25 protein-coding genes are annotated in these 22,302 nt (G+C 55.0%); 12 read left to right on the plus strand and 13 right to left on the minus strand.

All coding sequences use genetic code 11. The annotated features are described in order from the left end of the window. The first annotated feature begins 67 nt into the window (after positions 1-67). On the plus strand, positions 68-979 hold the full coding sequence (gene punR, locus WM95_RS10705; RefSeq protein ID WP_023311350.1) for a DNA-binding transcriptional activator PunR: 912 nt from the start codon (positions 68-70) through the stop codon (positions 977-979). A gap of 18 nt (positions 980-997) precedes the next feature. Here punR and purR read toward each other — a convergent pair whose 3' ends face one another. Further along, positions 998-2,023, minus strand: a complete 1,026-nt coding sequence (purR, locus tag WM95_RS10710) for an HTH-type transcriptional repressor PurR (protein WP_023335431.1) — start codon at positions 2,021-2,023, stop codon at positions 998-1,000. Between the two features lie 297 nt (positions 2,024-2,320). On the opposite strand from purR, the gene cydH reads away from it, so the two are divergent. Next, positions 2,321-2,410 (plus strand): cytochrome bd-I oxidase subunit CydH, encoded by a 90-nt coding sequence (cydH, locus tag WM95_RS10720; protein ID WP_008500596.1) that lies wholly within the window; start codon positions 2,321-2,323, stop codon positions 2,408-2,410. A gap of 163 nt (positions 2,411-2,573) precedes the next feature. Beyond that, positions 2,574-3,740, plus strand: a complete 1,167-nt coding sequence (locus WM95_RS10725) for an MFS transporter (protein ID WP_088544767.1) — start codon at positions 2,574-2,576, stop codon at positions 3,738-3,740. 38 nt (positions 3,741-3,778) lie between these two features. On the opposite strand, the gene sodB is transcribed toward WM95_RS10725, so the two are convergent. Continuing rightward, complete coding sequence (sodB, locus tag WM95_RS10730) at positions 3,779-4,360, minus strand: superoxide dismutase [Fe] (protein WP_023311353.1); 582 nt, start codon at positions 4,358-4,360, stop codon at positions 3,779-3,781. A 122-nt stretch (positions 4,361-4,482) separates the two neighbouring features. Then, positions 4,483-5,256: a C40 family peptidase gene (locus WM95_RS10735; protein ID WP_023311354.1), complete on the minus strand. Its 774-nt coding sequence runs from the start codon at positions 5,254-5,256 to the stop codon at positions 4,483-4,485. 338 nt (positions 5,257-5,594) lie between these two features. On the opposite strand from WM95_RS10735, the gene grxD reads away from it, so the two are divergent. Beyond that, positions 5,595-5,942, plus strand: a complete 348-nt coding sequence (gene grxD / locus WM95_RS10740) for a monothiol glutaredoxin 4 (protein ID WP_003832760.1) — start codon at positions 5,595-5,597, stop codon at positions 5,940-5,942. Positions 5,943-5,986: 44 nt separating this feature from the next. Here the strand turns inward: grxD and rnt are convergent, their stop codons facing one another. The 5 genes from rnt to eptA form a co-directional block, all read right to left on the minus strand. After that, the gene (gene rnt / locus WM95_RS10745; RefSeq protein WP_023311355.1) at positions 5,987-6,637 is read right to left on the minus strand and encodes a ribonuclease T; all 651 of its coding nucleotides are present in this window, start codon (positions 6,635-6,637) and stop codon (positions 5,987-5,989) included. Positions 6,638-6,733: 96 nt separating this feature from the next. Next, positions 6,734-7,141: a lactoylglutathione lyase gene (gene gloA, locus WM95_RS10750; protein ID WP_013096923.1), complete on the minus strand. Its 408-nt coding sequence runs from the start codon at positions 7,139-7,141 to the stop codon at positions 6,734-6,736. A 100-nt stretch (positions 7,142-7,241) separates the two neighbouring features. Then, complete coding sequence (locus WM95_RS10755; RefSeq protein WP_023311356.1) at positions 7,242-8,339, minus strand: alkene reductase; 1,098 nt, start codon at positions 8,337-8,339, stop codon at positions 7,242-7,244. A gap of 53 nt (positions 8,340-8,392) precedes the next feature. Then, entirely contained in the window at positions 8,393-8,992 is a 600-nt protein-coding gene (locus WM95_RS10760) for a TetR/AcrR family transcriptional regulator (protein ID WP_029739798.1), read from the minus strand. A gap of 41 nt (positions 8,993-9,033) precedes the next feature. Then, positions 9,034-10,659: a phosphoethanolamine transferase EptA gene (eptA, locus tag WM95_RS10765; RefSeq protein WP_063409821.1), complete on the minus strand. Its 1,626-nt coding sequence runs from the start codon at positions 10,657-10,659 to the stop codon at positions 9,034-9,036. A 149-nt stretch (positions 10,660-10,808) separates the two neighbouring features. On the opposite strand from eptA, the gene WM95_RS10770 reads away from it, so the two are divergent. The 3 genes from WM95_RS10770 (at position 10,809) to sodC (ending at position 12,592) form a co-directional block, all read left to right on the plus strand. Beyond that, on the plus strand, positions 10,809-11,048 hold the full coding sequence (locus tag WM95_RS10770) for a DUF1289 domain-containing protein (RefSeq protein WP_008500587.1): 240 nt from the start codon (positions 10,809-10,811) through the stop codon (positions 11,046-11,048). A gap of 48 nt (positions 11,049-11,096) precedes the next feature. After that, positions 11,097-11,993 carry an aldo/keto reductase gene (locus WM95_RS10775; protein WP_063409820.1) on the plus strand — a complete coding sequence of 299 codons (897 nt, stop codon included), beginning with the start codon at positions 11,097-11,099 and terminating at the stop codon, positions 11,991-11,993. An 80-nt stretch (positions 11,994-12,073) separates the two neighbouring features. Next, positions 12,074-12,592, plus strand: coding sequence for a superoxide dismutase [Cu-Zn] SodC (sodC, locus tag WM95_RS10780; RefSeq protein WP_063409819.1), 519 nt, complete (start codon positions 12,074-12,076; stop codon positions 12,590-12,592). Here the strand turns inward: sodC and WM95_RS10785 are convergent. The 3 genes from WM95_RS10785 to WM95_RS10795 are packed head-to-tail and all read right to left on the minus strand — an operon-like array spanning position 12,571 to position 15,703. Continuing rightward, on the minus strand, positions 12,571-14,604 hold the full coding sequence (locus WM95_RS10785) for an FUSC family protein (protein ID WP_063409818.1): 2,034 nt from the start codon (positions 14,602-14,604) through the stop codon (positions 12,571-12,573). The two genes, sodC and WM95_RS10785, sit on opposite strands and share 22 nt — an antisense overlap. Further along, on the minus strand, positions 14,604-15,464 hold the full coding sequence (locus tag WM95_RS10790; protein ID WP_063408123.1) for an efflux RND transporter periplasmic adaptor subunit: 861 nt from the start codon (positions 15,462-15,464) through the stop codon (positions 14,604-14,606). The genes WM95_RS10785 and WM95_RS10790 overlap by 1 nt, the downstream gene beginning before the upstream one ends. A 2-nt stretch (positions 15,465-15,466) precedes the next feature. Next, on the minus strand, positions 15,467-15,703 hold the full coding sequence (locus tag WM95_RS10795; protein ID WP_023311364.1) for a DUF1656 domain-containing protein: 237 nt from the start codon (positions 15,701-15,703) through the stop codon (positions 15,467-15,469). Positions 15,704-15,889: 186 nt separating this feature from the next. Between WM95_RS10795 and slyA the strand changes: the two genes are divergently transcribed. Next, positions 15,890-16,330 (plus strand): transcriptional regulator SlyA, encoded by a 441-nt coding sequence (gene slyA, locus WM95_RS10800; RefSeq protein ID WP_024909359.1) that lies wholly within the window; start codon positions 15,890-15,892, stop codon positions 16,328-16,330. A 35-nt stretch (positions 16,331-16,365) separates the two neighbouring features. Here the strand turns inward: slyA and WM95_RS10805 are convergent, their stop codons facing one another. Both WM95_RS10805 and slyB read right to left on the minus strand, forming a co-directional pair. Further along, on the minus strand, positions 16,366-17,727 hold the full coding sequence (locus WM95_RS10805) for a sensor domain-containing diguanylate cyclase (RefSeq protein WP_063408122.1): 1,362 nt from the start codon (positions 17,725-17,727) through the stop codon (positions 16,366-16,368). A 189-nt stretch (positions 17,728-17,916) separates the two neighbouring features. After that, positions 17,917-18,384: an outer membrane lipoprotein SlyB gene (slyB, locus tag WM95_RS10810; protein ID WP_008500578.1), complete on the minus strand. Its 468-nt coding sequence runs from the start codon at positions 18,382-18,384 to the stop codon at positions 17,917-17,919. A gap of 255 nt (positions 18,385-18,639) precedes the next feature. On the opposite strand from slyB, the gene anmK reads away from it, so the two are divergent. From anmK to tyrS, 4 genes are all read left to right on the plus strand, one after another. After that, complete coding sequence (anmK, locus tag WM95_RS10815) at positions 18,640-19,764, plus strand: anhydro-N-acetylmuramic acid kinase (protein ID WP_063408121.1); 1,125 nt, start codon at positions 18,640-18,642, stop codon at positions 19,762-19,764. A 93-nt stretch (positions 19,765-19,857) separates the two neighbouring features. Further along, complete coding sequence (gene mliC / locus WM95_RS10820) at positions 19,858-20,181, plus strand: C-type lysozyme inhibitor (RefSeq protein ID WP_023311369.1); 324 nt, start codon at positions 19,858-19,860, stop codon at positions 20,179-20,181. A 57-nt stretch (positions 20,182-20,238) separates the two neighbouring features. Continuing rightward, entirely contained in the window at positions 20,239-20,895 is a 657-nt protein-coding gene (gene pdxH, locus WM95_RS10825) for a pyridoxamine 5'-phosphate oxidase (RefSeq protein WP_008500575.1), read from the plus strand. Between the two features lie 125 nt (positions 20,896-21,020). Beyond that, positions 21,021-22,295, plus strand: coding sequence for a tyrosine--tRNA ligase (gene tyrS / locus WM95_RS10830; RefSeq protein ID WP_023311370.1), 1,275 nt, complete (start codon positions 21,021-21,023; stop codon positions 22,293-22,295). The last annotated feature ends 7 nt before the right edge of the window (positions 22,296-22,302 follow it).

Consider the following 22,302-nt stretch of genomic DNA (forward strand, 5'->3'; position numbering starts at 1 on the left):
GGAGTGCAAAGCCGCTTGTGAAACGCTAATATTTGGCGGGTGCATTCAAAAATTTTGCAGGCAGAAAATGTGGTCAGATTATTCTCTTGAAGTGGTCGATGCTGTTGCGCGTAACGGCAGCTTTAGCGGTGCGGCGCAGGAGCTGCACCGCGTCCCTTCGGCAATCAGCTACACGGTGCGTCAGCTTGAGGAGTGGCTGGCGGTTCCGCTGTTTGAACGGCGGCATCGTGATGTGGAATTAACGCCCGCAGGCGCGTGGTTTTTGAAAGAAGGGCGTTCTGTTATCAAAAAAATGCAGATCACCCGCGAACAGTGTCAGCAGATCGCTAACGGCTGGCGGGGACATCTTTCCATCGCGGTGGACAACATCGTTAAACCCGAGCGCACCCGGCAGATGATCGTCGATTTCTATCGTCATTTTTCTGACGTCGAGCTGCGGGTCTCGCAGGAGGTGTTTAACGGCGTCTGGGATGCGCTGGCGGACGGCAGGGCAGAGATGGCGATTGGGGCCACGCAGGCGATCCCGGTCGGGGGACGTTACGCCTTTCGCGATATGGGAATGCTGAGCTGGAAATGCGTGGTGGCAAGCGACCATCCGCTGGCGGCGATGGAAGGGCCGCTGAGCGATGACACGCTGCGCAACTGGCCGTCGCTGGTGCTGGAAGATACGTCCCGTTCATTGCCCAAGCGTATCACCTGGCTTCTCGACAACCAGCGGCGGGTGGTGGCCCCTGACTGGGAATCGTCGGCGACGTGCCTCAGCGCCGGGCTGTGCGTCGCGATGGTGCCCGTTCATTTCGCGCGTCCGCGCATCGATACCGGAGAGTGGGTTGAGCTGACGCTGGAGAATCCGTTCCCGGATGCGGCCTGCTGCCTGACATGGCAGCAAAATGATGTCTCGCCTGCGATGGCCTGGCTGCTGGATTATCTGGGAGACAGCGAAACGCTGAACCGGGAATGGTTACGGGAGCCAGCGTAGCTGGCCCCCGTAAAGCGATTAACGACGGTAGTCGCGGAACGGACCATCCGCAACGGAACGGCGTTCGATAAGACGCGGGTGAACTTCAATGGACTGCGACTCTTCACGCTTGTTGACGATTCTGTCCATCAGCATGTTAAAGGCCGTTTCGCCCAGCGAGTCTTTTGGCTGGTGAATGGTGGTCAGCGCCGGGGTGAAGAAGCGCGCGTTACGCACGTTGTCATACCCGATCACGGAAATATCCTGCGGTACGCGCAGGCCCAGCTCGTCGGCAGCGCAGAGCGCGCCCATGGCCATGATGTCGCCTCCGCAGAACACGGCGGTCGGACGGTGCGGCTGGGAGACGATCTGCTGCATCGCGCGGTAGCCCGATTCCGGCTCAAAGTCGCCCTGCACAATCCAGTTTTCCGGCACGTTGATCAACGCTTCTTCCATCGCTTTCATAAAACCGGCCAGACGGCCCGCGCCGGTGTTGCGCTCCAGCGGACCGGGGATCACGCCAATCTCGCGGTGACCGCGTTCGATCAAATAACGACCGGCCATATAGCCGCCTTCAAAGGCGTTATCGATAACAGAATCGGTGAAGTCTGCGCGCGCTTCGCCCCAGTCCATCACCACCATTGGAATATGGCGATACTCTTCCAGCATCGACAGCACTGACTCCGGATACTCGGAGCACATTACCAGCAGGCCATCAACGCGCTTTTGCGCCATCATCGACAGGTAGGCACGCTGTTTTTCAATGCTGTTCCACGCGTTGCCCAGAATCAGGGTATAGCCTTTCTGGAAGCAGTTCTTTTCGACCGCTTCAATGATCTCGGCAAAATAGGCCGCTTCACTGCTGGTCGCCAGCAATCCAATGGACTTGGTGTGATTAACCTTGAGGCTGCGCGCAACCGCACTTGGCGAATAGTGCAGCTCTTTGATCGCTGCCCAGACGGCGTTGCGCGTCTCTTCCGCCACAAAGCGGGTTTTGTTAATTACATGTGATACGGTTGTAGTGGAAACGTTTGCGCGTTTTGCTACGTCTTTAATTGTTGCCATTAAATGTCACTCCAGACCATATCCTAAGCTCCTGAAAAACTTGAAGGTAAACGTTTGCCTTCTCTCACCCTTATCTCGCAATGTTGAATTGCGGCACGCCGGGAAAACGACACGGGACGTCAGGAGGGGGTCAATGGCCGGTACGCTAATAAATTTAGCGTGGAATTTTGTCCTATCTTGATGAAAAGGGGAAGAGGTAAAGTGGTTATCAGTATAAATCCAGGAAGATTTTTGACGTAATCTGTGCAAAAATGAGCAAGCTCACTTTTCGTGTGGGGATTAAAAGGAGAAAAATTGATGAGTTCCGATCTTAAGTTTTCGCTGTTCACCACCGTTGTTGTGCTGGCTCTGATTGTTGCGGCCGGTCTGACGGCTGCGCTGCACTGATTTACGCGGAGGGAGAGCCTTCTCCCTCCCGACTCCCCGGATTGTTACTTCTCTGGCAAAAATCTTTTGCCATTTTGTTAACTTCTCATTTTTTGTGATTGATGTCATGCTTTCCGCTTCTTTGTTCTGTGTCACCAAATGACACGGCATCCGGAGTTGACGCATGAAAATCAATTTTCCCCTGCTGGCCCTGGCGATTGGCGCTTTTGGGATTGGCACCACTGAATTCTCCCCGATGGGGTTACTGCCTGTTATTGCCCGGGGCGTAGATGTCTCTATCCCTGCGGCAGGGATGTTAATTAGCGCCTACGCTATCGGCGTGATGGTCGGTGCGCCGCTGATGACGCTTCTGCTTTCGCACCGCGCGCGCCGCAATGCGCTGATTTTCCTGATGGCGATTTTCACCCTGGGCAACGTGCTTTCGGCCATTTCGCCGGACTACACCACTCTGATGCTATCGCGTATTCTGACCAGCCTTAACCACGGCGCGTTCTTTGGGTTGGGATCGGTCGTGGCAGCCAGCGTGGTGCCAAAACACAAGCAGGCGAGCGCCGTGGCGACCATGTTTATGGGGCTAACGATTGCCAACATCGGCGGGGTGCCTGCGGCAACCTGGCTGGGCGAGGTTATTGGCTGGCGAATGTCCTTCCTGGCGACGGCCGGACTGGGCGTGATTGCGATGGTGGCGCTGTTCTTCTCCCTGCCGAAAGGCAGCGCCGGAGAACGTCCGGAAGTGCGTAAAGAGCTGGCTGTGCTGATGCGCCCGCAGGTGCTCTCCGCGCTGCTGACCACCGTGCTGGGGGCAGGGGCGATGTTTACCCTCTACACCTATATTTCACCTGTATTGCATGACATCACCCACGCAACCCCTCTCTTTGTGACCGCGATGCTGGTGCTGATTGGCGTGGGCTTCTCGATCGGCAACTTTCTCGGCGGGAAATTTGCCGACCGTTCCGTGAGCGGGACGCTTAAGGGCTTCTTAACCCTGCTGATAGTCATCATGGTTGCCATTCCGTGGCTGGCGCGCAATGAGTTTGGGGCCGCGATTGCGATGGTCGTCTGGGGAGCCGCCACTTTCGCCGTGGTGCCGCCGCTGCAGATGCGCGTGATGCGTGTCGCGCACGAGGCGCCGGGACTTTCATCTTCCGTGAATATCGGTGCGTTTAACCTGGGTAATGCCCTGGGCGCCGCGGCCGGTGGGGCCGTGATTTCAGGTGGTCTGGGATACAGCTTTGTGCCGGTGATGGGGGCGATTATTGCCGCGCTCGGCCTGCTGCTGGTGATGATGTCGGGTCGTAAACAGCCTGAAGCAGCCTGCGCTGCGGAATAAACCAAAAACGCAGAAGGGCGAACCCTTCTGCGTGTCTCTTACGCGGCGAAGTTCTTCGCGACAAAGTCCCAGTTAACCAGTGCCCAGAAGTGCTCCAGGTAGTTCGGACGCGCGTTGCGGTAGTCAATGTAGTAAGCGTGTTCCCATACGTCCACTGTCATCAGCGGCTTAGCGCTGGTAGTCAGCGGGGTACCCGCGTTAGAGGTGGACACGATAGCCAGTTTGCCATCCGCCTCTTTAACCAGCCACGTCCAGCCAGAACCGAAGTTCTTGATGGCTGCATCGGTAAATTTCGCTTTGAAATCCGCGAAGCTGCCAAATGCGGCGTTGATAGCGGTAGCCAGTTCACCGGCAGGTTCACCGCCGGCATTCGGCGCCAGGCAGTGCCAGTAGAAGGTGTGGTTCCACACCTGAGCCGCGTTGTTAAAGACGCCACCCTCTGAGCTGCGGACGATCTCTTCCAGCGTTTTGCCTTCAAAATCGGTGCCCTTGATCAGATTGTTCAGGTTGGTGACGTACGTCTGGTGATGCTTGCCGTAATGATATTCCAGGGTTTCCGCAGAAATGTGCGGTGCCAGGGCGTCTTTTGCATACGGTAGTGCAGGTAATTCGAACGACATTGCTTCTCTCCTTATTGTATTTTGCGTTGCCAATAACCACACAGACAACAGGGACAGGATAGCAAATTGAAAGGGTATGCAAAAGAGGAACTTACCCTGCCACGGATGTGGCAGGGCAGGGGTTAGCGAATGGTTTTCGGCGTCATCACGCGACGCGCGCCGACGTAGTGGCGTACCCAGTAGTCTTCACTGAGAGAGGTGATCTGAATATCCTGGCCGCTACGTGGAGACTGGATGAACTTCCCGTTGCCGACATACACGCCAACGTGGTCAGCCGTGCCGCGACCCTGAGTGCGGAAGAACACCAGATCGCCGTTTTCCAGCTCACCGCGGTCAACCGGTGAGGCATCGCGCAGGTGGTACATCTCATTGGCGGTACGAGGAATGCGGAATTTGACAAGATCTTTATAGGCGTAATAGACGAGGCCGCTGCAGTCAAACCCGGTACGCGGCGAACTGCCACCCCAGTGATAAGGTTTGCCAATCTGCCCCATCAGTTTGTTCATCGCGGTTTTTTGCGCTTTCTGTACACGCACTTTATGCACTTCCGCTATTTTCGTGACCTTCGTGCATTTCGCCTTGTGGCCTTTACGCGTGATGCATTTTTCAGTAACGAGGTTAGCGGCGGTTTGCGAAGCTTTACTTTTAGCGGAGTGGGCAGTGCGGGAAGGTTTTGTTTTCGTCTTGCTGGAAGCGGTCTGTTTCGTCTGAGCCGGTGTTTTTTTCTTGTCGTTCTTAGCGGTGGTTTTTTTCTTACGTTCTGTGGCTTTCACCAGATGGTTTTTTTGTACAGCAGAATGCCGCGCCTGCTGAGAGGCGTTTGCCACTGGCGTGAAAGTGAGTGAAGTAAACAGTAAAGCACAGAGCGTGATCGAGATTTTATTTATCCGCGCCACTGGGCAGTCCCCTGATAAATGCAGGTCATCAATAATACCCGCGTGTGATTTACAAAGCCCGTCGATTCTAATCTATAAAAACCCAGAAAGTTAATAGCATTTTTCAATCTACAATCGTGTTTCGTTAGCAAGTGCAAAAAAATTCATCGTTCTGTCGCACATTTACCCACTCCCTAAGCAAAACCCTGACCGCCGCAGGGGTAAACACCATTTGCAATGCAACTTTTCGTGACTCGGGGTAGAATGTATAAACGTGACAAAAATGTTATTTTCCGATGCCAGTCTGAACCGCTACAATGTCAGACGAATGCCGTAACAGAAGTTAAAGGAAGCAAGACATGAGCACCACTATTGAAAAAATCCAGCGCCAGATCGCTGAAAACCCGATTCTGCTGTATATGAAAGGTTCTCCGAAGCTGCCAAGCTGCGGCTTCTCCGCACAAGCGGTTCAGGCGCTGTCAGCCTGTGGTGAGCGTTTTGCTTACGTTGATATCCTGCAGAATCCGGACATCCGCGCTGAGCTGCCTAAGTACGCTAACTGGCCGACTTTCCCACAGCTGTGGGTTGACGGTGAGCTGGTTGGCGGCTGCGATATCCTGATTGAAATGTATCAGCGCGGCGAACTGCAGCAGCTGATCAAAGAGACGGCGGCGAAGTACAAAACCGAAGAGCCGGACGCAGAGTAATTTTCTGCGCAAATAAAAAAGCGACCTGATAAGGTCGCTTTTTTTTATTCTTCGCTGTCGCCCATCGGCAGCGGCCAGCCGCCCAGACGCTTCCAGCGGTTGACGATCTCACAGAACAGCTCTGCGGTGCGCTCCGTGTCGTATAAAGCGGAATGCGCCTGCGTACCGTCAAAAGGTATACCCGCTGTGATGCAGGCTTTTGATAACACCGTTTGTCCCAGGGCCAGGCCGCTCAGCGCGGCGGTGTCGAAGGTCACAAAAGGATGGAAGGGGTTACGTTTAAGCGCGGCGCGCTCGGCGGCGGCCATAGTAAAGCTGTGATCGAAGGTGGCGTTATGGGCCACCATAATGGCGCGGCTGCAGTTACTCTCTTTCATGCCTTTACGCACCATTTTGAAAATGGCGTGCAGCGCATCATATTCACTGACTGCACCACGAAGCGGGTTATGCGGGTCGATACCGTTAAACGCCAGCGCTTCCGGCTGTAAGTTTGCCCCTTCGAAAGGTTCAACGTGGAAATGCAGCGTGGTGTCCGGTGTAAGCCAGCCCTGTTCATCCATCTTCAGCGTGATGGCGGCAATTTCGAGCAGCGCATCGGTTTTAGCGTTAAATCCGGCTGTTTCTACATCAATGACAACGGGATAAAAACCACGAAAACGGTCGCACAGACCGCTAAATTGAGCGTTATCGGACATCAGGGTCTCTTACCAGGGGAAAAAAGCAGAGCGCATTATGGCAAATTTTGCAGGGTGATGCAGTAAAACTACGGGCGCATGTTGCGCCCTGAGGGATCAGTTGCCCAGACCGCGACCCGCGTCTTTGGCTTCAATCAGCTCGATTTTGTAACCGTCCGGGTCTTCCACGAACGCAATTACGGTGGTGCCACCTTTTACCGGGCCCGCTTCGCGCGTAACGTTACCGCCGTTGCTGCGAATGCGCTCACACGCTTCGGCCGCGTTGTCCACTTCCAGCGCGATGTGGCCGTAGGCGGTGCCCAGCTCATAGCTGTCTACGCCCCAGTTGTAGGTCAGCTCGATCACCGCTTCATCCGTTTCCGGGCCGTAACCCACAAACGCCAGCGAGTATTTGTATTCCGGGTTTTCGCTGGTGCGCAGCAGCTTCATGCCCAGGACGTTAGTGTAGAAATCAATGGAACGTTGCAGGTCGCCAACGCGCAGCATGGTGTGAAGTAGGCGCATAATTTCCTCATTAACCAATGGAATAGACTGTCTTTTTGAACAGAAACGATGTTTTAGTATAGCGGCGAAGTATCGCCGCTATCAATGAACAACGGCGAGATTACAGAGAAGGGTAGTCGGTGTAGCCTTCCGCGCCGCCGCCGTAGAAGCTTTCCGGGCGCTGCGGGTTCAGGGCCGCTTTTTTCTGCAGACGGGCAACCAGATCCGGGTTGGCGATATAGTCGCGGCCAAACGCGACGGCATCGATCAGCCCTTTGCCGATCAGATCTTCGGCTTTCTCCGGGGTATAAGCCCCCGCACCGATGATCACCCCGTGGAAACGCTCGCGCACTTTCTGACGGAAAGCGTCCGTGTAAGGCTTACCGCCAGCCCAGTCCGGCTCGGACATGTGCAGATAGGCGATGCCGCGTTTAGCCAGTTCTTCGATCAGGTACAGGGCATCGGCTTCTTCGTTCGGACCGTTGTCGACGTTCTGGAAAGAACCGATTGGAGAGACGCGGATCCCGATACGATCCGGGCTCCACTCCTGGCATACGGCGTCAACCACTTCCAGCACCAGTCGAGCGCGGTTTTCAACGCTGCCGCCGTACTGGTCGGTGCGATGGTTAGACGACGGTGACAGGAACTGGTGCAGCAGGTAGCCATGCGCGGAGTGCAGCTCAATCAGGTCAAAACCGGCTTCACGGGCGTTGGCCACGGCCTGGCGGAAGTCGTTCACGATACCCGGAATTTCATCCAGCTCAAGCGCGCGCGGCATAGAGGTATCCACGCGGATCGCATTGCCGTTTTCATCACGCAGGGACGTACGGGTATTTGCGCTCAGGGCCGAAGCGGAGACCGGAGCCTGGCCGCCAGGCTGAATGCTGCTATGGGAGATACGACCGGTATGCCACAGCTGGACCGCAATGCGGCCCTCTTCAGCGTGAACGCCCGCGGTGATTTTCTGCCATGCGGCGATCTGTTCCGGGCTGTGAAGACCCGGCGCACCCGCATAACCTTTAGCCTGAGCGGAAATCTGCGTGGCTTCCGTGATGATCAGGCCAGAGCTTGCGCGCTGACGATAGTATTCACCCATCAGTGGAGTTGGGATGTCGCCCGGCTCAATACTGCGCAGACGGGTAAGCGGAGCCATAAACACGCGGTTTGGCGCAGTGACGGCACCCACTTTTAAGGGGGTAAATAATTTTTCAGCTGACATAAAGACTCCTGAGTAGACCAGTCGACTAGTAGTTGGGTAAATAAAAACGCCTGTTAAATGCCAGGCGCAGTAATGCTGTTTTTCACATGTGCCAGCGCGCTTTCCAGCGGCACGGCACTGCGCGAAATTTTTGCCTGCAGGTTAGCGCCTAGCCAGAGCGCATATAACACCTGCGCCTGGGTTAACGGTTCGCCGGAAAAGGCCAGCGTTTTTTCATCGCGGCCTTTCTCCAGCGCCTGGGCCAGCAGGGCGATAACGCCGCGGGCACCTTTATCCATCGCCGTGCGCATATCTTCAGAAAGATCGCACACTTCTGCAGACAGTTTAACGGTCAGGCATCCGCTAATAATGCCCTGCTGACAGAACTGGTTCAGCGTTTCCTGATAGTAGTTCAGAACACGATCCCGGTAGTTACCTTCACCCGACGCAAAGTGGGTCGCCAGACGCTGGTGGTAGCCAGCATAATGACGCTCCAGCATCGCTACGCCAAAAGCCTCCTTGGACCGGAAGTAGTGATAAAACGACCCCTTCGGTACCTCAGCGGTTTTTAACAGCTCGCTCAACCCCATACCGGTAAACCCGCGATGCATGCAAAGTCGCTCGCCGGTTGCCAGTAAATGTTCGCGGGTATCGTGTTCAGTATTTCTGCTCATGGCCGCACTCTAATAGACCGTTCGGTCTAATGCAAGCGAGTTTACTGGCGACATGCGCTCAGTATATCCAGCTGCGGTTGATAAACCGTTGATTTCACGTCCATCATACCCAATACGGTTGAGAATAAATTGTCCTGGGAAACCGCATTTTTTGCTGCATGGTCACGCAAACACTGTTCGTTGATGCCAAAGTTTTTCGCGTAATCCGGTGACAGCCAGAACATAAACGGAATATGCGTTTGCTGCTCCGGCGCCAGCATATAAGGCGTACCGTGCAGATAAATACCGCTTTCGCCCAGCGATTCACCGTGATCTGAGAGATAAATCAGCGCGGTGTTCATGCTCGACTGGCGCGCCTTCAGCGCATCAATGGTTTTGCTGACCATGCTGTCGGTATAGAGGATGGTGTTGTCATAGGTATTGATCAGCACCTGATGATCGCAATCCTGAATTTCATTGGTGTCGCAGGTTGGGGTGAATTTACGGAAATTGTCCGGGTAACGATGATAGTACGCCGGTCCATGACTCCCCATCAGGTGGATAACCAGCACCGTATCTTGCTTCACGCCATCCAGAACGTTGTCCAGACGGTAGAAATTCACATCATCAATACAGGATTTGTCTTTGCAGAACTGATCCAGATTCCACTGCGTCATATCGGTATGGGGCACGCGATCGCAGGCGCCTTTACAGCCGCCGTCGTTGTCGCGCCACAGCAGGTTGATACCCGCATGCTTAAGCACGTCGAGCAGTCCCTCGCGATGGTGAGCCAGGTCGGCATCGTATTTGCTGCGCGTCATGCCGGAGAACATGCAGGGAACGGAAACCGCGGTTTCGGTACCACACGAGGAGGCCTGCGGGAAGTTAATCACGTCCTGCTTTTTCAGCTCCGGGTTGGTTTCGCGTTCGTAACCGTTCAGGGAGTAGTTTGCCGCGCGAGAGGCTTCGCCGACGACAAGCACCAGAACGGTTTTCTTCTGTTGACCGGTAATCAGTGACCCTTTATGGGCATCTTCACCAATGCGCACCAGCGTTTGATCGCCGGCAAACCAGCGCATTTTACTGTACTTCACAACGGCGCTGACATAGTTCGCCGGGGTGACCATTTTGACGATGCTTTTGTTATTGCGGAACAGTGACGCGTAATCTTTATAAAACAGCGCGGCAATCAGGATAATCACCAGCAGAGCGCCGAGCATCGCGGCAACGCGCGTCAGCAGTGCGTACCACCATTTTCCGGTACGAATCCGGGTGAACACCAGCACCACGGAGGGAACGATGCCGGCTATAACAATCCACAGAATCATCTGCGGGGTCAACAGGGCGGTCGCTTCCTGAGAGTTGGTTTCGAACACGTTCACAATCATGTTCTGATCGATCACCGCGCCATAGGTGTACATAAAGTAGGTTGCCGCGGCGCATCCGATCGTCAGTACAATCAGCAGCGGCTTGCGGAGATACGGGATGTTAAGCAGGCTAAAGACAATCACCCAGCCGCAAAACAGCACCAGCGGTACGGAGGCGGCAAAGAGGAAGTCGTGCAGATGAACTGGGCCGATAATGGCCCAGCTGCGCTGGATAAACAGTCCGTTCAGCAGAGTAAAAAAGAGTGCACAGCCCAGAGTAAATTTAATGTCGTTACATTGTAACTTTTTGATTAACCACATCGATCGGTAAACCCGTTATTGTCATGATGGGCCGAGTATAGAGAGGGAAGATTAGTGAAACCTTAATGCCACAAATCTGTGATATAGGCCTTGCACGTGATGCGATTAACGTCTTCACTGTAGGTGAGAGGAGCTTTCGGGAGGTGAGTGTGGCAGAGCAGCTGGAGTTTTTCCCCATCCAGAGCCCGTGCCGGGGTATTTGTCAGGTCGATGAACGCGGATATTGCCGCGGGTGCATGCGTACCCGCGATGAGCGTTTTAACTGGCAAAACTTTAGCGACACGCAAAAACAGGAGGTGTTACGCCTCTGCCGACAGCGTCTTCTGCGCAAAATACGCGCAAACAAAGCGGGTGAAACCGAAGAACCCCAGCAACCTTCACTTTTTTAACACGGTAATTGCGTATACTCATGGCATTACGTCCTTGAGGAAAATGTTATGGTTCAGCGAATTACCCTTGCCCCCCAGGGGCCAGAATTCTCCCGTTTTGTCATGGGCTACTGGCGCCTGATGGACTGGAATATGTCCCCCCTCCAGCTGGCGAGCTTTATTGAAGAGCACCTTGATTTAGGTATCACCACGGTCGATCATGCGGATATTTACGGTGGATATCAGTGCGAGGCCGCGTTCGGCGAGGCGCTTAAGCTGGTTCCTGCGCTGCGCGATCGCATGGAGATCGTCACGAAGTGTGGGATTGCCACCACGGCAAAATCTGAACACGCCCTCGGTCATTACATCACCGACAGCGCGCATATCATCAAGAGCGCCGAGCAGTCGCTGGTCAATCTGGCGACCGATCGTATCGACCTGCTGTTAATCCACCGCCCCGACCCGCTGATGGATGCCGATGAGGTGGCGGAAGCCTTCCTGAACCTGCATCAGAGTGGGAAAGTGCGTCACTTCGGCGTCTCTAACTTTACCCCGGCACAGTTTGCGCTGCTTCAGTCTCGTCTGCCGTTTACTCTGGCCACCAACCAGGTTGAGATCTCCCCGGTACACCAGCCGCTGCTGCTGGATGGCACGCTCGATCAGCTGCAGCAGCTGCGCATTCGCCCGATGGCGTGGTCCTGCCTGGGGGGCGGACGCTTGTTTAATGATGATGAATTCCAGCCGCTGCGCAACGAGCTTGAAACCATCGTCCGCGAACTGAACGCGGAGAGCATCGAACAGGTTGTTTACGCATGGATCCTGCGCCTGCCGTCAAAACCTCTGCCTATTATCGGCTCCGGCAAAATAGAACGCGTGCGTTCTGCGCTGGCCGCTGAAGAGCTGGAGATGACCCGTCAGCAGTGGTTCCGCATCCGTAAGGCCGCGCTGGGTTACGACGTACCATAAACCGCCTGAAGGTGACTTTCCGGTGAAATCTTTGCCCCTGGTATACACTTAAGGGGCAAAAAATAACCCGCGGAGGTCATATGAAGCGTTTTGCTCTTGCACTGGTCACGCTGGTTGTTTGCGCAGGGGCGCAGGCAGCCAGTGACGAAGTGGAAATGAATCTCGTCACCCCACAGGGTGTGGGTCAGTCCATCGGAACGGTGAAAATCAGTGAAACCGATAAAGGACTGGAGTTTGCCCCCAACCTCAAAGCTCTCCCTCCCGGTGAACATGGTTTCCATGTTCATGCCAAAGGCAGCTGTCAGCCAGCTTTAAAAGAAGGTAAACCGTCTGCTGCAGAAGCGGCAGGAGGCCACCTCGATCCGCAGCATTCCGGCAAACATGAAGGCCCGGATGGAATGGGGCATTTAGGCGATCTGCCAGTGCTGGTGGTGAATAACGACGGTAAAGCCACCGATCCTGTCGTCGCGCCGCGACTGAAAAAGCTGGATGAGGTGAAAGGCAAAGCGCTGATGATCCACGTCGGCGGCGACAATATGTCCGATAGCCCTAAACCGCTCGGCGGCGGCGGGGCACGCTATGCGTGCGGCGTGATCTGATCCCCAATCGTTCCCGGCGGCGGTGCCTGTTCAAGCTGCGAGAGCGAGCAGTGCAGCCGCCAGATTATCGAAGCCAAATCACGGGCTGCGGGCAGATGATGCTGTGCCAGCGTATCGCAGATTCGCTGCAGTTCATTCAGCGTGGCTTCGAGCGGCCGCTGCTGGACACCGCGCTCGCTCATTACATCGCGCAGCAGTGAGATGCAAACATCCCGAACCTGCGACAGCGGATCGGAACGCGTTTCCCACGCGCGAAGCTGCCAGACCACGTGCGAGCAGTTCAACAGCACCACGCCCCAGCGCAGCAGCCAGCGCCGGGACAGCGCGTCCTGGCTGTTATTCAGCTGACTGACGTGATGATAGACCAGCGATTCATACTCGTTTTCACCCAGATGCGGTTTACGGCTGAGCTGGTCGACAAACCCTCTGCGTAACTCCCGAATATGCCTGCGGCTCTTGCGTGCATCGGAGCCGGGACGTAACACCGCGAAAGCCAGCCACGCCAGCCCCACGCCGAGGATCTTCGCCAGGTTATCATTGAGAAAATCGGCGTAATCATAAACCGGCGGATTCGTCACGGAGATAAACGAGCCCATAAAGACAATCAGCTGTCCCCAGAGGCCCGCCAGCTTAGGCATTTGCAGCTTCAGAAGCTGCATGGTGGTTAACAGGGGAAACAGGAACAGCAGGAACTGCCACAGATCGCTTATCTGCACCATCAGGCCAAACTTCACCACGAAGCTGAACAGCGACAGCAGCAACAGCGTGCGCAGCAGGAGCGTAAGCGAGTTGAACGGCGAGGCCGCTACGGAATAAAGCACGCAGCTGATGGCGGCAAGCGTCAGGGCTGCCGTACCGGACTCCCACTGCGTGGTAATGCTCCATGCCCCCACCAGCATCAGCGCGCAGAAGGTGCGAAAACCGCTCCACAGCGCTTCCAGATAGTCGGTATGGCGCGCGAGTGCCGGGCTGCCGGGGACGTTAAACTCCGTCAATGGGGTCGCGTTTTCGACGGCCGTAATCCAGCGGCTGCTGCGCAGGTACAGCCGACAAAAGTAGTTCAGGCGCTGCCAGAAGGCGCGATGGCGGTAGTCGTACTCATCAACCGGAGCAAGCGGGGCGATAATCCGCGCTACGGTGTAAATGTCCGCATCCGGGCGCGCAAGGGCCGCGAGCAGCGTTTCAATCACGGCACGGGTGTTTTCAGGCGGCGTCGGCCAGTTGAGCAGCATCCGGCGAAGGCTGGAGATGGCGCTGGTCATGCGCAGCTGCTGGTGCAGCAGATAGTTAAGAAGTGTGTTCTGGCGGCGAAAGCGGTAGTGGCTCCAGAACGCCTGAATGCGCAACAGATTCATGGTCAGGATCTGTCCGATAACCTTTTCATGCGCGAGGCGGATGTCATCGCTGGTATCCGGTTGCCACAGCAGACTCGCGTGTTCCAGTAACCGGGTATGCATGGTTTTGAGCGCGGTGATAAGCGCGGTGCCGTCGGATGTGCTGGGGAGGATCATCATCATGAAGCCGCCGCTGAGGATCCCGACAATCACTTCACAAACGCGCGCCTGGGCAATATCCCACAGCTCGGTGGTGTCGAGCACGTTAACCACCGGAAAGGCGATGATGGCGGCGGTATAGCCCGCCAGCTGGAATGCGTAGGCGACGTTATTGGTAAAATGGGCGCAGGCCCAGGTACAGCACCCCAGCCATGCGGCCATGCTCAGCAGGAACAGCCACGGATCGTTCAGCGTATGGCCGGCGATAATTAGCGCCGCGGTGGCGCCCAGCAGGCTGCCTGCGATGCGGCCAAGACTTTTACTGATCACTCCGCCGACCGTCGGAAAACTGACCACCGCCGCAGACGTCATCGCCCAGTAGGGCTCATCCAGGTTCAGGTAATAAGCCACAGTTAGCGCAAGACACATGGCAATGCCGTTACGCAGCGCGTAGCGCCACTGGGGACGCGTCGCTTTCATCCACGGTGTGTTTTGCCAGGAGAGGCTCTGCAGCTTCATCACCGGTTGCCGATGGAGACAGTGCAGGTGGTGCCGGACACAAGGGTAATGTCCTGCGGTAAACGGTCAAACTCCACGCGAACCGGAACGCGCTGGGCCAGACGCACCCAGGGGACGTTCGGCTTTATGTCCGGCACCAGACCGGAATCCGTTTCGACGCTTTGATCGTAAATGGCGCGGCCAATGCTGGATACGTGACCCTGTAACTTCTGCGAGCCGCTGTAAAGCGTAATGGCGGCAGGCGATCCCTCGCGAATATGGCGAAGCTTGGTCTCTTCAAAATAGCCCACCACGTAGAAGGAGTGGCTGTCGACGAGGGCAAAAACGGGTTGTCCCGTGGTGGCATAATTCCCCACGCGAGCGGAAAGGTTGGTTACCCACCCGTCAACCGGCGCGGTAATCACCGTTTGGGTCAACTCCCACTGGGCCTGCTTCAGCGTGGCTTCGGCTACGTTGACGCTCGCCTGCATGGCCTTTACGGTGATGTTGGCGGTGTCTAAATCTTCCGCTGAGATGTAGTTTTGCGACAGGTGGCGGCGGCGGTTGGCCACGTTGTTAGCCTTTGCCAGATCCGACTGGGCTTTCGCCAGCTGCGCCTGGGCGTTCAGGATCGCAATGTGGTACGGGGTGTCGTCGATGCGGAATAAAATGTCTCCCTTTTTGACGAACTGGTTATCCTTAACCAACAGCGCCGTAATACTTCCCGACACCTGAGGGGTAATGCTGACCTGCTCAGCGCGAACTTTGCCGTCACGCGTCCAGGGCGATTGCATATAAAAATTCCACATCCACCAGCCCGCCACCAGCGCAAGGGCAAGGACAAGCAGGGTGGAAAAGTACTTTAGCGTTTTAAGGGACATATTCACCACACAGTCAAAACGGCAAGGCCCAGGCATACGGAAAGGGCAAACAGGGAAAGATCCATCAGCATGGGATGCCAGATTTCGCCGGAGTACATCCAGTCGCGGAGCAGGCGATGCGCGATGAGCCAGAGCATAAAGCCGACCAGAACGGCCTTAAACAGGGGAGGAAAATAGACTGACGCACCGAAGATCAGGTCCTGAAGGGGTAAACCCTCTGAGCGATGAAAAAACGTCACGGGCAGAAATCCTTTGCAGTGAACAGAATGCCGCGTCGGCTTGTCTTAGTATGATGAAGCATCACAATTCAGTGTAAGTCATACTTTTAAGTTGGATGAATGCAGTATTGCATTTGTTTTGGCAATACAAATGCTGCACACTATTCTAAAATCAGTATAATAACTTAGCAAGCTAATTATAAGGAGATGAAATTGGAATCGCCATTAGGTTCTGATCTGGCAAGGTTGGTACGCGTCTGGCGTGCTCTGATTGACCATCGCCTGAAACCTCTGGAACTCACACAGACGCATTGGGTCACGCTGCACAACATTCACCAGCTGCCGCCCGATCAGTCGCAAATTCAACTGGCAAAAGCGATAGGCATTGAGCAGCCGTCGCTGGTGCGCACGCTTGACCAGCTGGAAGAGAAGGGGTTGATCTCGCGGCAAACCTGCGCCAGCGATCGTCGCGCCAAGCGGATTAAACTCACCGAGAAAGCGGCGCCTATCATCACGGAAATGGAAGCCGTGATTACGAAGACGCGCGGTGAGATCCTGTCAGGCGTTTCACCGGCGGAGCTGGAAATGCTCATCAGCCTCATTGGGCGCCTCGAGCAAAACATCCATGAGCTGCAGTCGCGCGACTGACAAACAACAAGGCCTTGCAGCAGCAAGGCCTTTTTTTATTTAAAGACCACAACGCGGTTACGGCCGGTCTCCTTCGCTTCATACATCGCTTTGTCGGCATTTTCCACGCACGTTTCTGCGGCTACTGCGGCTGACGTCGCCGTAAACACCCCCATGCTGATGGTGATTGGCTCCGGTAGTTGACCGCCGCTGCTGGCGTTATCGAAGCTGCTCAGATTTAACCGAATGCGTTCCGCCACCTGGTACGCCGCGTCTGATGAGGTGTTGGCCAGCATCAGAACAAACTCCTCACCACCGATACGGGCCGCGATGTCCTGGGGGCGCACGGAATCCATCAGCAGATTAGCAACAAACTGCAGGACCTTGTCGCCCTGAAGATGTCCGTACGTGTCGTTGATACGCTTGAAGCGATCGAGATCGCTGACGATGACGGAAACCGGACGGCTGGGTCTGGCGATATCCAGCGCCTGCTTTAATGTGTCATAAAAATAACTGCGGTTATACAGGCGCGTGAGCGGGTCGCGAATTGAGTTCTGATAGGACTGCTCATACTTTATGTGCGAGTCGCGATACAGCCTGAAAACATCGTAGAGCAGAACAAAAATGATCAGCAGCGTGGCGACAGTTTCAAATAATCGCGCGCGGTACCAGGATATCCCTTCGACATGTCCACCCGCTACCAGCATTGAGAGCGTGACGATATAGCAGACGCACAGAAAATTACCGCCCACCCAGAATAAATTGCGTATACGCGTAATAAACATCAGCGTGGCTAATGTGACCACCCAGAGTGCAATCAATGCAATATTAATAAAGTGGCTCCAGAGAACCATAAACTCACGAGTTTCATTATCCACAAGATCGATGGATAAAAAGGAAGAATGACTGGAATACATCCAGGCCACCCCGACGACAAAGGCGGTAAAGAGAAACTCGGCGCTGACAATAGCGATATGCGCCAGCCGTGAAAGGGGACAATTGCGCGTGGTAAAGAGTATTGCCGAAACGATAAAAAGCACCGCGATTAGGAGATGGCGGAACATATAGAAGATCATCGCATCGTTGTAGTTCACCACATTGAACTGATAGAGATCCAGCCAGGCGGGAAAGCTGGACAGCGTTCCGACCATCAGCGATGCCGACCCGGCAAAGGCAAAGGCGATTGCAAGCAGATACAACCGTCTTTTGTCACACCAGTATTTCATTGCCATAAAACAGGCAATAAACAGGTGAAACACCAGAAGAAAAATAGTGAGCGTAGGGAATAAAAGCGGTGAAAAGGACGGAACCCATTCAACGAGTTTTAAAAACAGCGCGTGTAATATCCCGATTACAAAAAGGCAACCGAGACAGAACGCGATATAACGGCTCTTTTGGGAGAGACAATTCGCAAGCATAGATTTTTACAAATTTATAATGAATAAAGAGATGCGAAGAGTTTAATCAATTAGCGCGCTAAATACTTTGCGCAGAAACAATATATGCCGTGGTAAATAATAGGCGTGGTGAATATATTTTGTAAATATATTTGTGGGAATGATATGTATTGTAAATGGATGTGGCACGATGGCCACATCCATTTTTAATTAACGTGGAGAAACGGTCACCTGACTACCGTTGCTTGCCAGCACAACGCGCTGGCCTGCAGAGAAGCGAGTGCTGCCTTGTTTCTGTACAACCATGATCGTGCTGCCGTCGTCTTTACGAATTTCCAGCTCTACGCCCTGGGTTTTGTTCATCGCACCCTGAACGCCCTGGCCGGCTACGCCACCCGCAACGGCGCCTGCGGCTGTTGCCAGAGAACGGCCCGTACCGCCGCCGACGGTATTACCCAGGAAACCACCCAGGACGGCACCGCCGATGGCGCCCATCACGTTGTTTTCATCACCACCCTGGATCTGTACAGGACGTGCGTTAACAACGGTACCGTAAGTCACGTTCTGAACCTGTTTCGCTTCAGAAGCGCTGTAAACGTCGCCAGAAAGTGAACTGTCATTCACACAGCCAGCCAGAGTTAAACCAATCAGCGAAACGCCCAGTACACGTAAAATCATTTGAATCTCCTGTTCACCAAAAACGCCCGATTGGGGGCATCCGTTATGGCTAAATTATATGGCATAAGGGGCCATAGTTCATATCTTTGCACTAACAATAAGAGAATTGTACTTGAATTTGACTTAACGAGACATAAACAGGATCCGCCCGCGTTACCCGTCTGACATTGTTAAAAAATATTATCGCCGGATGGCAAAGCTGCGCCGTTTATGGTTGAGTGGATATCCTTAGCCCACGCAACGTAAGGAAAGCGCATGAAATCGGGTCGCTACATTGGTGTGATGTCAGGCACCAGTCTGGATGGGGTAGATGTCGTTCTGGCCGCCATTGACGAAAACATGGTGGCACAGCAGGCGAGCCTGACCTGGCCAATCCCCATTTCGCTGAAAGAGGATATTCTGAGTATCTGTCAGGGGCAGCAGCTTACCCTCTCCCAGCTTGGACAGCTTGATGTTCGCCTGGGGGCGCTGTTTGCGGATGCGGTGCAGGCTTTGATGCAAAAAGAACATCTTCGCCCGCAGGACGTGGTGGCCATCGGGTGTCACGGACAAACGGTCTGGCATGAGCCCGGCGGCGATGCCCCGCATACACTGCAAATCGGCGATAACAACCAGATTGTGGCGAAGACGGGCGTGACGGTGGTTGGCGATTTCCGTCGTCGCGATATCGCCCTTGGCGGGCAGGGCGCGCCGCTGGTACCCGCGTTCCATCAGGCGTTACTGGCGCACCCTTCAGAACGGCGTATGGTGCTCAACATTGGTGGGATTGCCAACCTGTCGATGCTCATCCCGGGGCAGCCCGTCCGCGGCTATGATACCGGCCCGGGCAATATGTTAATGGATGCCTGGATCTGGCGGCAGTGCGGACAACCGTATGATAAAAACGCCGAGTGGGCGAGCGGGGGGAAAGTGATTATTCCGCTGCTGCAGTCGATGCTGAGCGATCCATATTTTGCCCTGCCGGCACCTAAGAGCACGGGGCGTGAATACTTCAACCTGGGCTGGCTTGAGCGCCAGTTGGCGCCATTCCCGGCGCTCGCGCCGCAGGATGTCCAGGCGACGCTTGCCGAGCTGACGGCCGTGTCGATCTCCGAACAGGTTCTGCTCAGCGGCGGATGTGAACGCCTGCTGGTGTGCGGCGGAGGAAGCCGCAACCCGCTGGTGATGGCGCGTCTTGCGGGGCTACTGCCGGGTACCGAAGTGACCACGACCGATGAGGCCGGCATCAGCGGGGATGATATGGAGGCGCTGGCCTTCGCCTGGCTTGCCTGGCGCACCATTGCGGGACTGCCGGGCAACTTGCCGTCGGTAACCGGCGCGCTTGAGGCGAGCGTCCTCGGGGCGATTTTCCCGGCAAATCCTCGTCATAATCAGAGTTAACTGAAATTCAGCGCGGCGCGTCGTCGTTAGAATGGAACGAAACAGGAGGGCAGCCAAGCCCTCCAGGACCAGGAAAGTCTTCGGAATACGCCCATGAAAAAACTTCTTCTTATTGCCGCTCCTTTGTTGCTGTCAGGATGCAGCGTCTACAACCAGCTCCTTGAGCGCATGCAGACCGATACGCTGGAGTATCGCTGTGACGAAAAACCGCTGACCGTAAAGCTGAACAATCCACGCCAGGAAGCCAGTTTTGTTTATGACAATAAATTGCTAACGTTGAAGCAGGGGATGTCAGCCTCCGGCGCGCGTTATTCCGACGGTATCTACGTCTTCTGGTCGAAAGGCGACAGCGCCACGGTCTACAAACGCGACCGCATTGTGCTGAACAATTGCCAGCTCGAAAATCCGAAGCGTTGAGATTTTTACAGGGGCGGCGCACAATAGCGCCACCCACTCTCAATGTCAGCTAACGCCATGTCAGATAACGACGAACTGCAGCAAATTGCGCATCTGCGCCGTGAATACACTAAAGGCGGCCTGCGTCGCCAGGATCTTCCCGCTGAACCCCTCGTGCTTTTTGAACGCTGGCTGAAACAGGCCTGCGAAGCGAAACTCGCCGACCCCACGGCCATGGTCGTCGCAACGGTGGATGAAAACGGTCAACCGTATCAGCGCATCGTATTGCTCAAGCATTATGACGAGAAAGGGCTGGTGTTCTATACCAACCTCGGCAGCCGCAAGGCGCACCATTTAGAAAACAATCCGCGTATTAGCCTGCTGTTCCCCTGGCATATGCTGGAACGTCAGGTAATGGTCACCGGCAAAGCGGAACGTCTCTCGACGCTGGAAGTTGTGAAGTATTTCCACAGCCGCCCGCGCGACAGCCAGATTGGCGCCTGGGTATCAAAACAGTCCAGCCGAATTTCCGCCCGCGGCGTGCTGGAAAGTAAATTCCTGGAGCTGAAACAGAAGTTCCAGCAGGGTGAAATTCCTCTGCCAAGTTTCTGGGGCGGGTTCCGCATCCCGATTGAGCAAATAGAGTTCTGGCAGGGGGGCGAACATCGCCTGCACGACCGCTTTTTATACCAGCGCGAGAATGGCGGCTGGAAAATCGACAGACTGGCACCATAATCCCCGAAATTTGTTGATTTAAGCGCTAGCGCACACCGCGCTTGCGCTTTATTCTATGTTCCTTTCGCATCAGGCGAAAAGTCGTGTACCGGCAAAGGTGCAGTCGTTTATACATGGAGAATTTGATGGCAAGCAGTAACTTGATTAAACAATTGCAAGAGCGGGGCCTCGTGGCCCAGGTGACGGACGAGGAAGCGTTAGCAGAGCGACTGGCGCAAGGCCCGATCGCGCTCTATTGCGGCTTCGATCCCACCGCTGACAGCTTGCATTTGGGGCATCTTGTTCCATTGTTATGCCTGAAACGCTTCCAGATGGCGGGCCATAAGCCTGTTGCGCTGGTGGGCGGCGCGACCGGCCTGATTGGTGACCCAAGCTTTAAAGCCGCTGAGCGTAAACTGAACACCGAAGATACCGTGCAGGAGTGGGTGGATAAGATCCGCAAACAGGTTGCACCGTTCCTCGACTTCAACTGTGGTGATAACTCTGCCATTGCCGCGAACAACTACGACTGGTTTGGCAGCATGAACGTGCTGACCTTCCTGCGCGACATCGGCAAGCACTTCTCTGTTAACCAGATGATTAACAAAGAGGCCGTTAAGCAGCGTCTGAACCGTGACGACCAGGGTATCTCCTTTACCGAGTTCTCCTACAACCTGCTGCAGGGTTATGACTTTGCCTGCCTGAACAAGCTGCACGGCGTTTCCCTGCAGATTGGCGGTTCCGATCAGTGGGGTAACATCACCTCCGGTATCGACCTGACCCGTCGTCTGCACCAGAACCAGGTCTTCGGTCTGACCGTTCCGCTGATCACCAAAGCCGACGGCACCAAATTCGGTAAGACTGAGGGCGGCGCAGTATGGCTCGATCCGAAGAAAACCAGCCCGTACAAGTTCTACCAGTTCTGGATCAACACGGCGGATGCCGATGTTTATCGCTTCCTGAAGTTCTTCACCTTCATGGATATCGCAGAGATCAATGCTCTGGAAGAAGAAGACAAGAACAGCGGTAAAGCGCCGCGCGCGCAGTACGTGCTGGCGGACGAAGTGACCAAACTGGTTCACGGTGAAGAAGGTCTGGCCGCGGCAAAACGCATTACCGCTAGCCTGTTCAACGGTACCCTGAGCGATCTGAGCGAAGCGGACTTCGAACAGCTGGCGCAGGACGGCGTGCCGATGGTTGAGATGGAAAAAGGGGCTGACCTGATGCAGGCGCTGGTGGATTCTGAGCTGCAGCCTTCCCGCGGTCAGGCGCGTAAAACCATCGCCTCAAACGCGATCACCATCAACGGTGAGAAACAGGCCGACCCGGAATACACCTTTGTTGATGGCGACCGTCTGTATGGCCGCTACACCCTGCTGCGTCGCGGTAAGAAAAACTACTGCCTTGTTTGCTGGAAATAATTAACAG

Origin of the sequence: Enterobacter cloacae complex sp. ECNIH7, from assembly GCF_002208095.1 — a bacterium.
GTDB lineage: Bacteria > Pseudomonadota > Gammaproteobacteria > Enterobacterales > Enterobacteriaceae > Enterobacter > Enterobacter cloacae_M.

What these genes read in the sequence shown, in the direction of transcription:
- punR (WP_023311350.1), top strand. Translation starts at nt 68, where the DNA reads ATGTGGTCAGATTATTCTCTTGAAGTGGTCGATGCTGTTGCGCGTAAC.
- purR (WP_023335431.1), bottom strand. Translation starts at nt 2,023, where the DNA reads ATGGCAACAATTAAAGACGTAGCAAAACGCGCAAACGTTTCCACTACA.
- cydH (WP_008500596.1), top strand. Translation starts at nt 2,321, where the DNA reads ATGAGTTCCGATCTTAAGTTTTCGCTGTTCACCACCGTTGTTGTGCTG.
- WM95_RS10725 (WP_088544767.1), top strand. Translation starts at nt 2,574, where the DNA reads ATGAAAATCAATTTTCCCCTGCTGGCCCTGGCGATTGGCGCTTTTGGG.
- sodB (WP_023311353.1), bottom strand. Translation starts at nt 4,360, where the DNA reads ATGTCGTTCGAATTACCTGCACTACCGTATGCAAAAGACGCCCTGGCA.
- grxD (WP_003832760.1), top strand. Translation starts at nt 5,595, where the DNA reads ATGAGCACCACTATTGAAAAAATCCAGCGCCAGATCGCTGAAAACCCG.
- rnt (WP_023311355.1), bottom strand. Translation starts at nt 6,637, where the DNA reads ATGTCCGATAACGCTCAATTTAGCGGTCTGTGCGACCGTTTTCGTGGT.
- gloA (WP_013096923.1), bottom strand. Translation starts at nt 7,141, where the DNA reads ATGCGCCTACTTCACACCATGCTGCGCGTTGGCGACCTGCAACGTTCC.
- WM95_RS10755 (WP_023311356.1), bottom strand. Translation starts at nt 8,339, where the DNA reads ATGTCAGCTGAAAAATTATTTACCCCCTTAAAAGTGGGTGCCGTCACT.
- WM95_RS10760 (WP_029739798.1), bottom strand. Translation starts at nt 8,992, where the DNA reads ATGAGCAGAAATACTGAACACGATACCCGCGAACATTTACTGGCAACC.
- eptA (WP_063409821.1), bottom strand. Translation starts at nt 10,659, where the DNA reads ATGTGGTTAATCAAAAAGTTACAATGTAACGACATTAAATTTACTCTG.
- WM95_RS10775 (WP_063409820.1), top strand. Translation starts at nt 11,097, where the DNA reads ATGGTTCAGCGAATTACCCTTGCCCCCCAGGGGCCAGAATTCTCCCGT.
- sodC (WP_063409819.1), top strand. Translation starts at nt 12,074, where the DNA reads ATGAAGCGTTTTGCTCTTGCACTGGTCACGCTGGTTGTTTGCGCAGGG.
- WM95_RS10785 (WP_063409818.1), bottom strand. Translation starts at nt 14,604, where the DNA reads ATGAAGCTGCAGAGCCTCTCCTGGCAAAACACACCGTGGATGAAAGCG.
- WM95_RS10790 (WP_063408123.1), bottom strand. Translation starts at nt 15,464, where the DNA reads ATGTCCCTTAAAACGCTAAAGTACTTTTCCACCCTGCTTGTCCTTGCC.
- slyA (WP_024909359.1), top strand. Translation starts at nt 15,890, where the DNA reads ATGAAATTGGAATCGCCATTAGGTTCTGATCTGGCAAGGTTGGTACGC.
- WM95_RS10805 (WP_063408122.1), bottom strand. Translation starts at nt 17,727, where the DNA reads ATGCTTGCGAATTGTCTCTCCCAAAAGAGCCGTTATATCGCGTTCTGT.
- slyB (WP_008500578.1), bottom strand. Translation starts at nt 18,384, where the DNA reads ATGATTTTACGTGTACTGGGCGTTTCGCTGATTGGTTTAACTCTGGCT.
- anmK (WP_063408121.1), top strand. Translation starts at nt 18,640, where the DNA reads ATGAAATCGGGTCGCTACATTGGTGTGATGTCAGGCACCAGTCTGGAT.
- mliC (WP_023311369.1), top strand. Translation starts at nt 19,858, where the DNA reads ATGAAAAAACTTCTTCTTATTGCCGCTCCTTTGTTGCTGTCAGGATGC.
- pdxH (WP_008500575.1), top strand. Translation starts at nt 20,239, where the DNA reads ATGTCAGATAACGACGAACTGCAGCAAATTGCGCATCTGCGCCGTGAA.
- tyrS (WP_023311370.1), top strand. Translation starts at nt 21,021, where the DNA reads ATGGCAAGCAGTAACTTGATTAAACAATTGCAAGAGCGGGGCCTCGTG.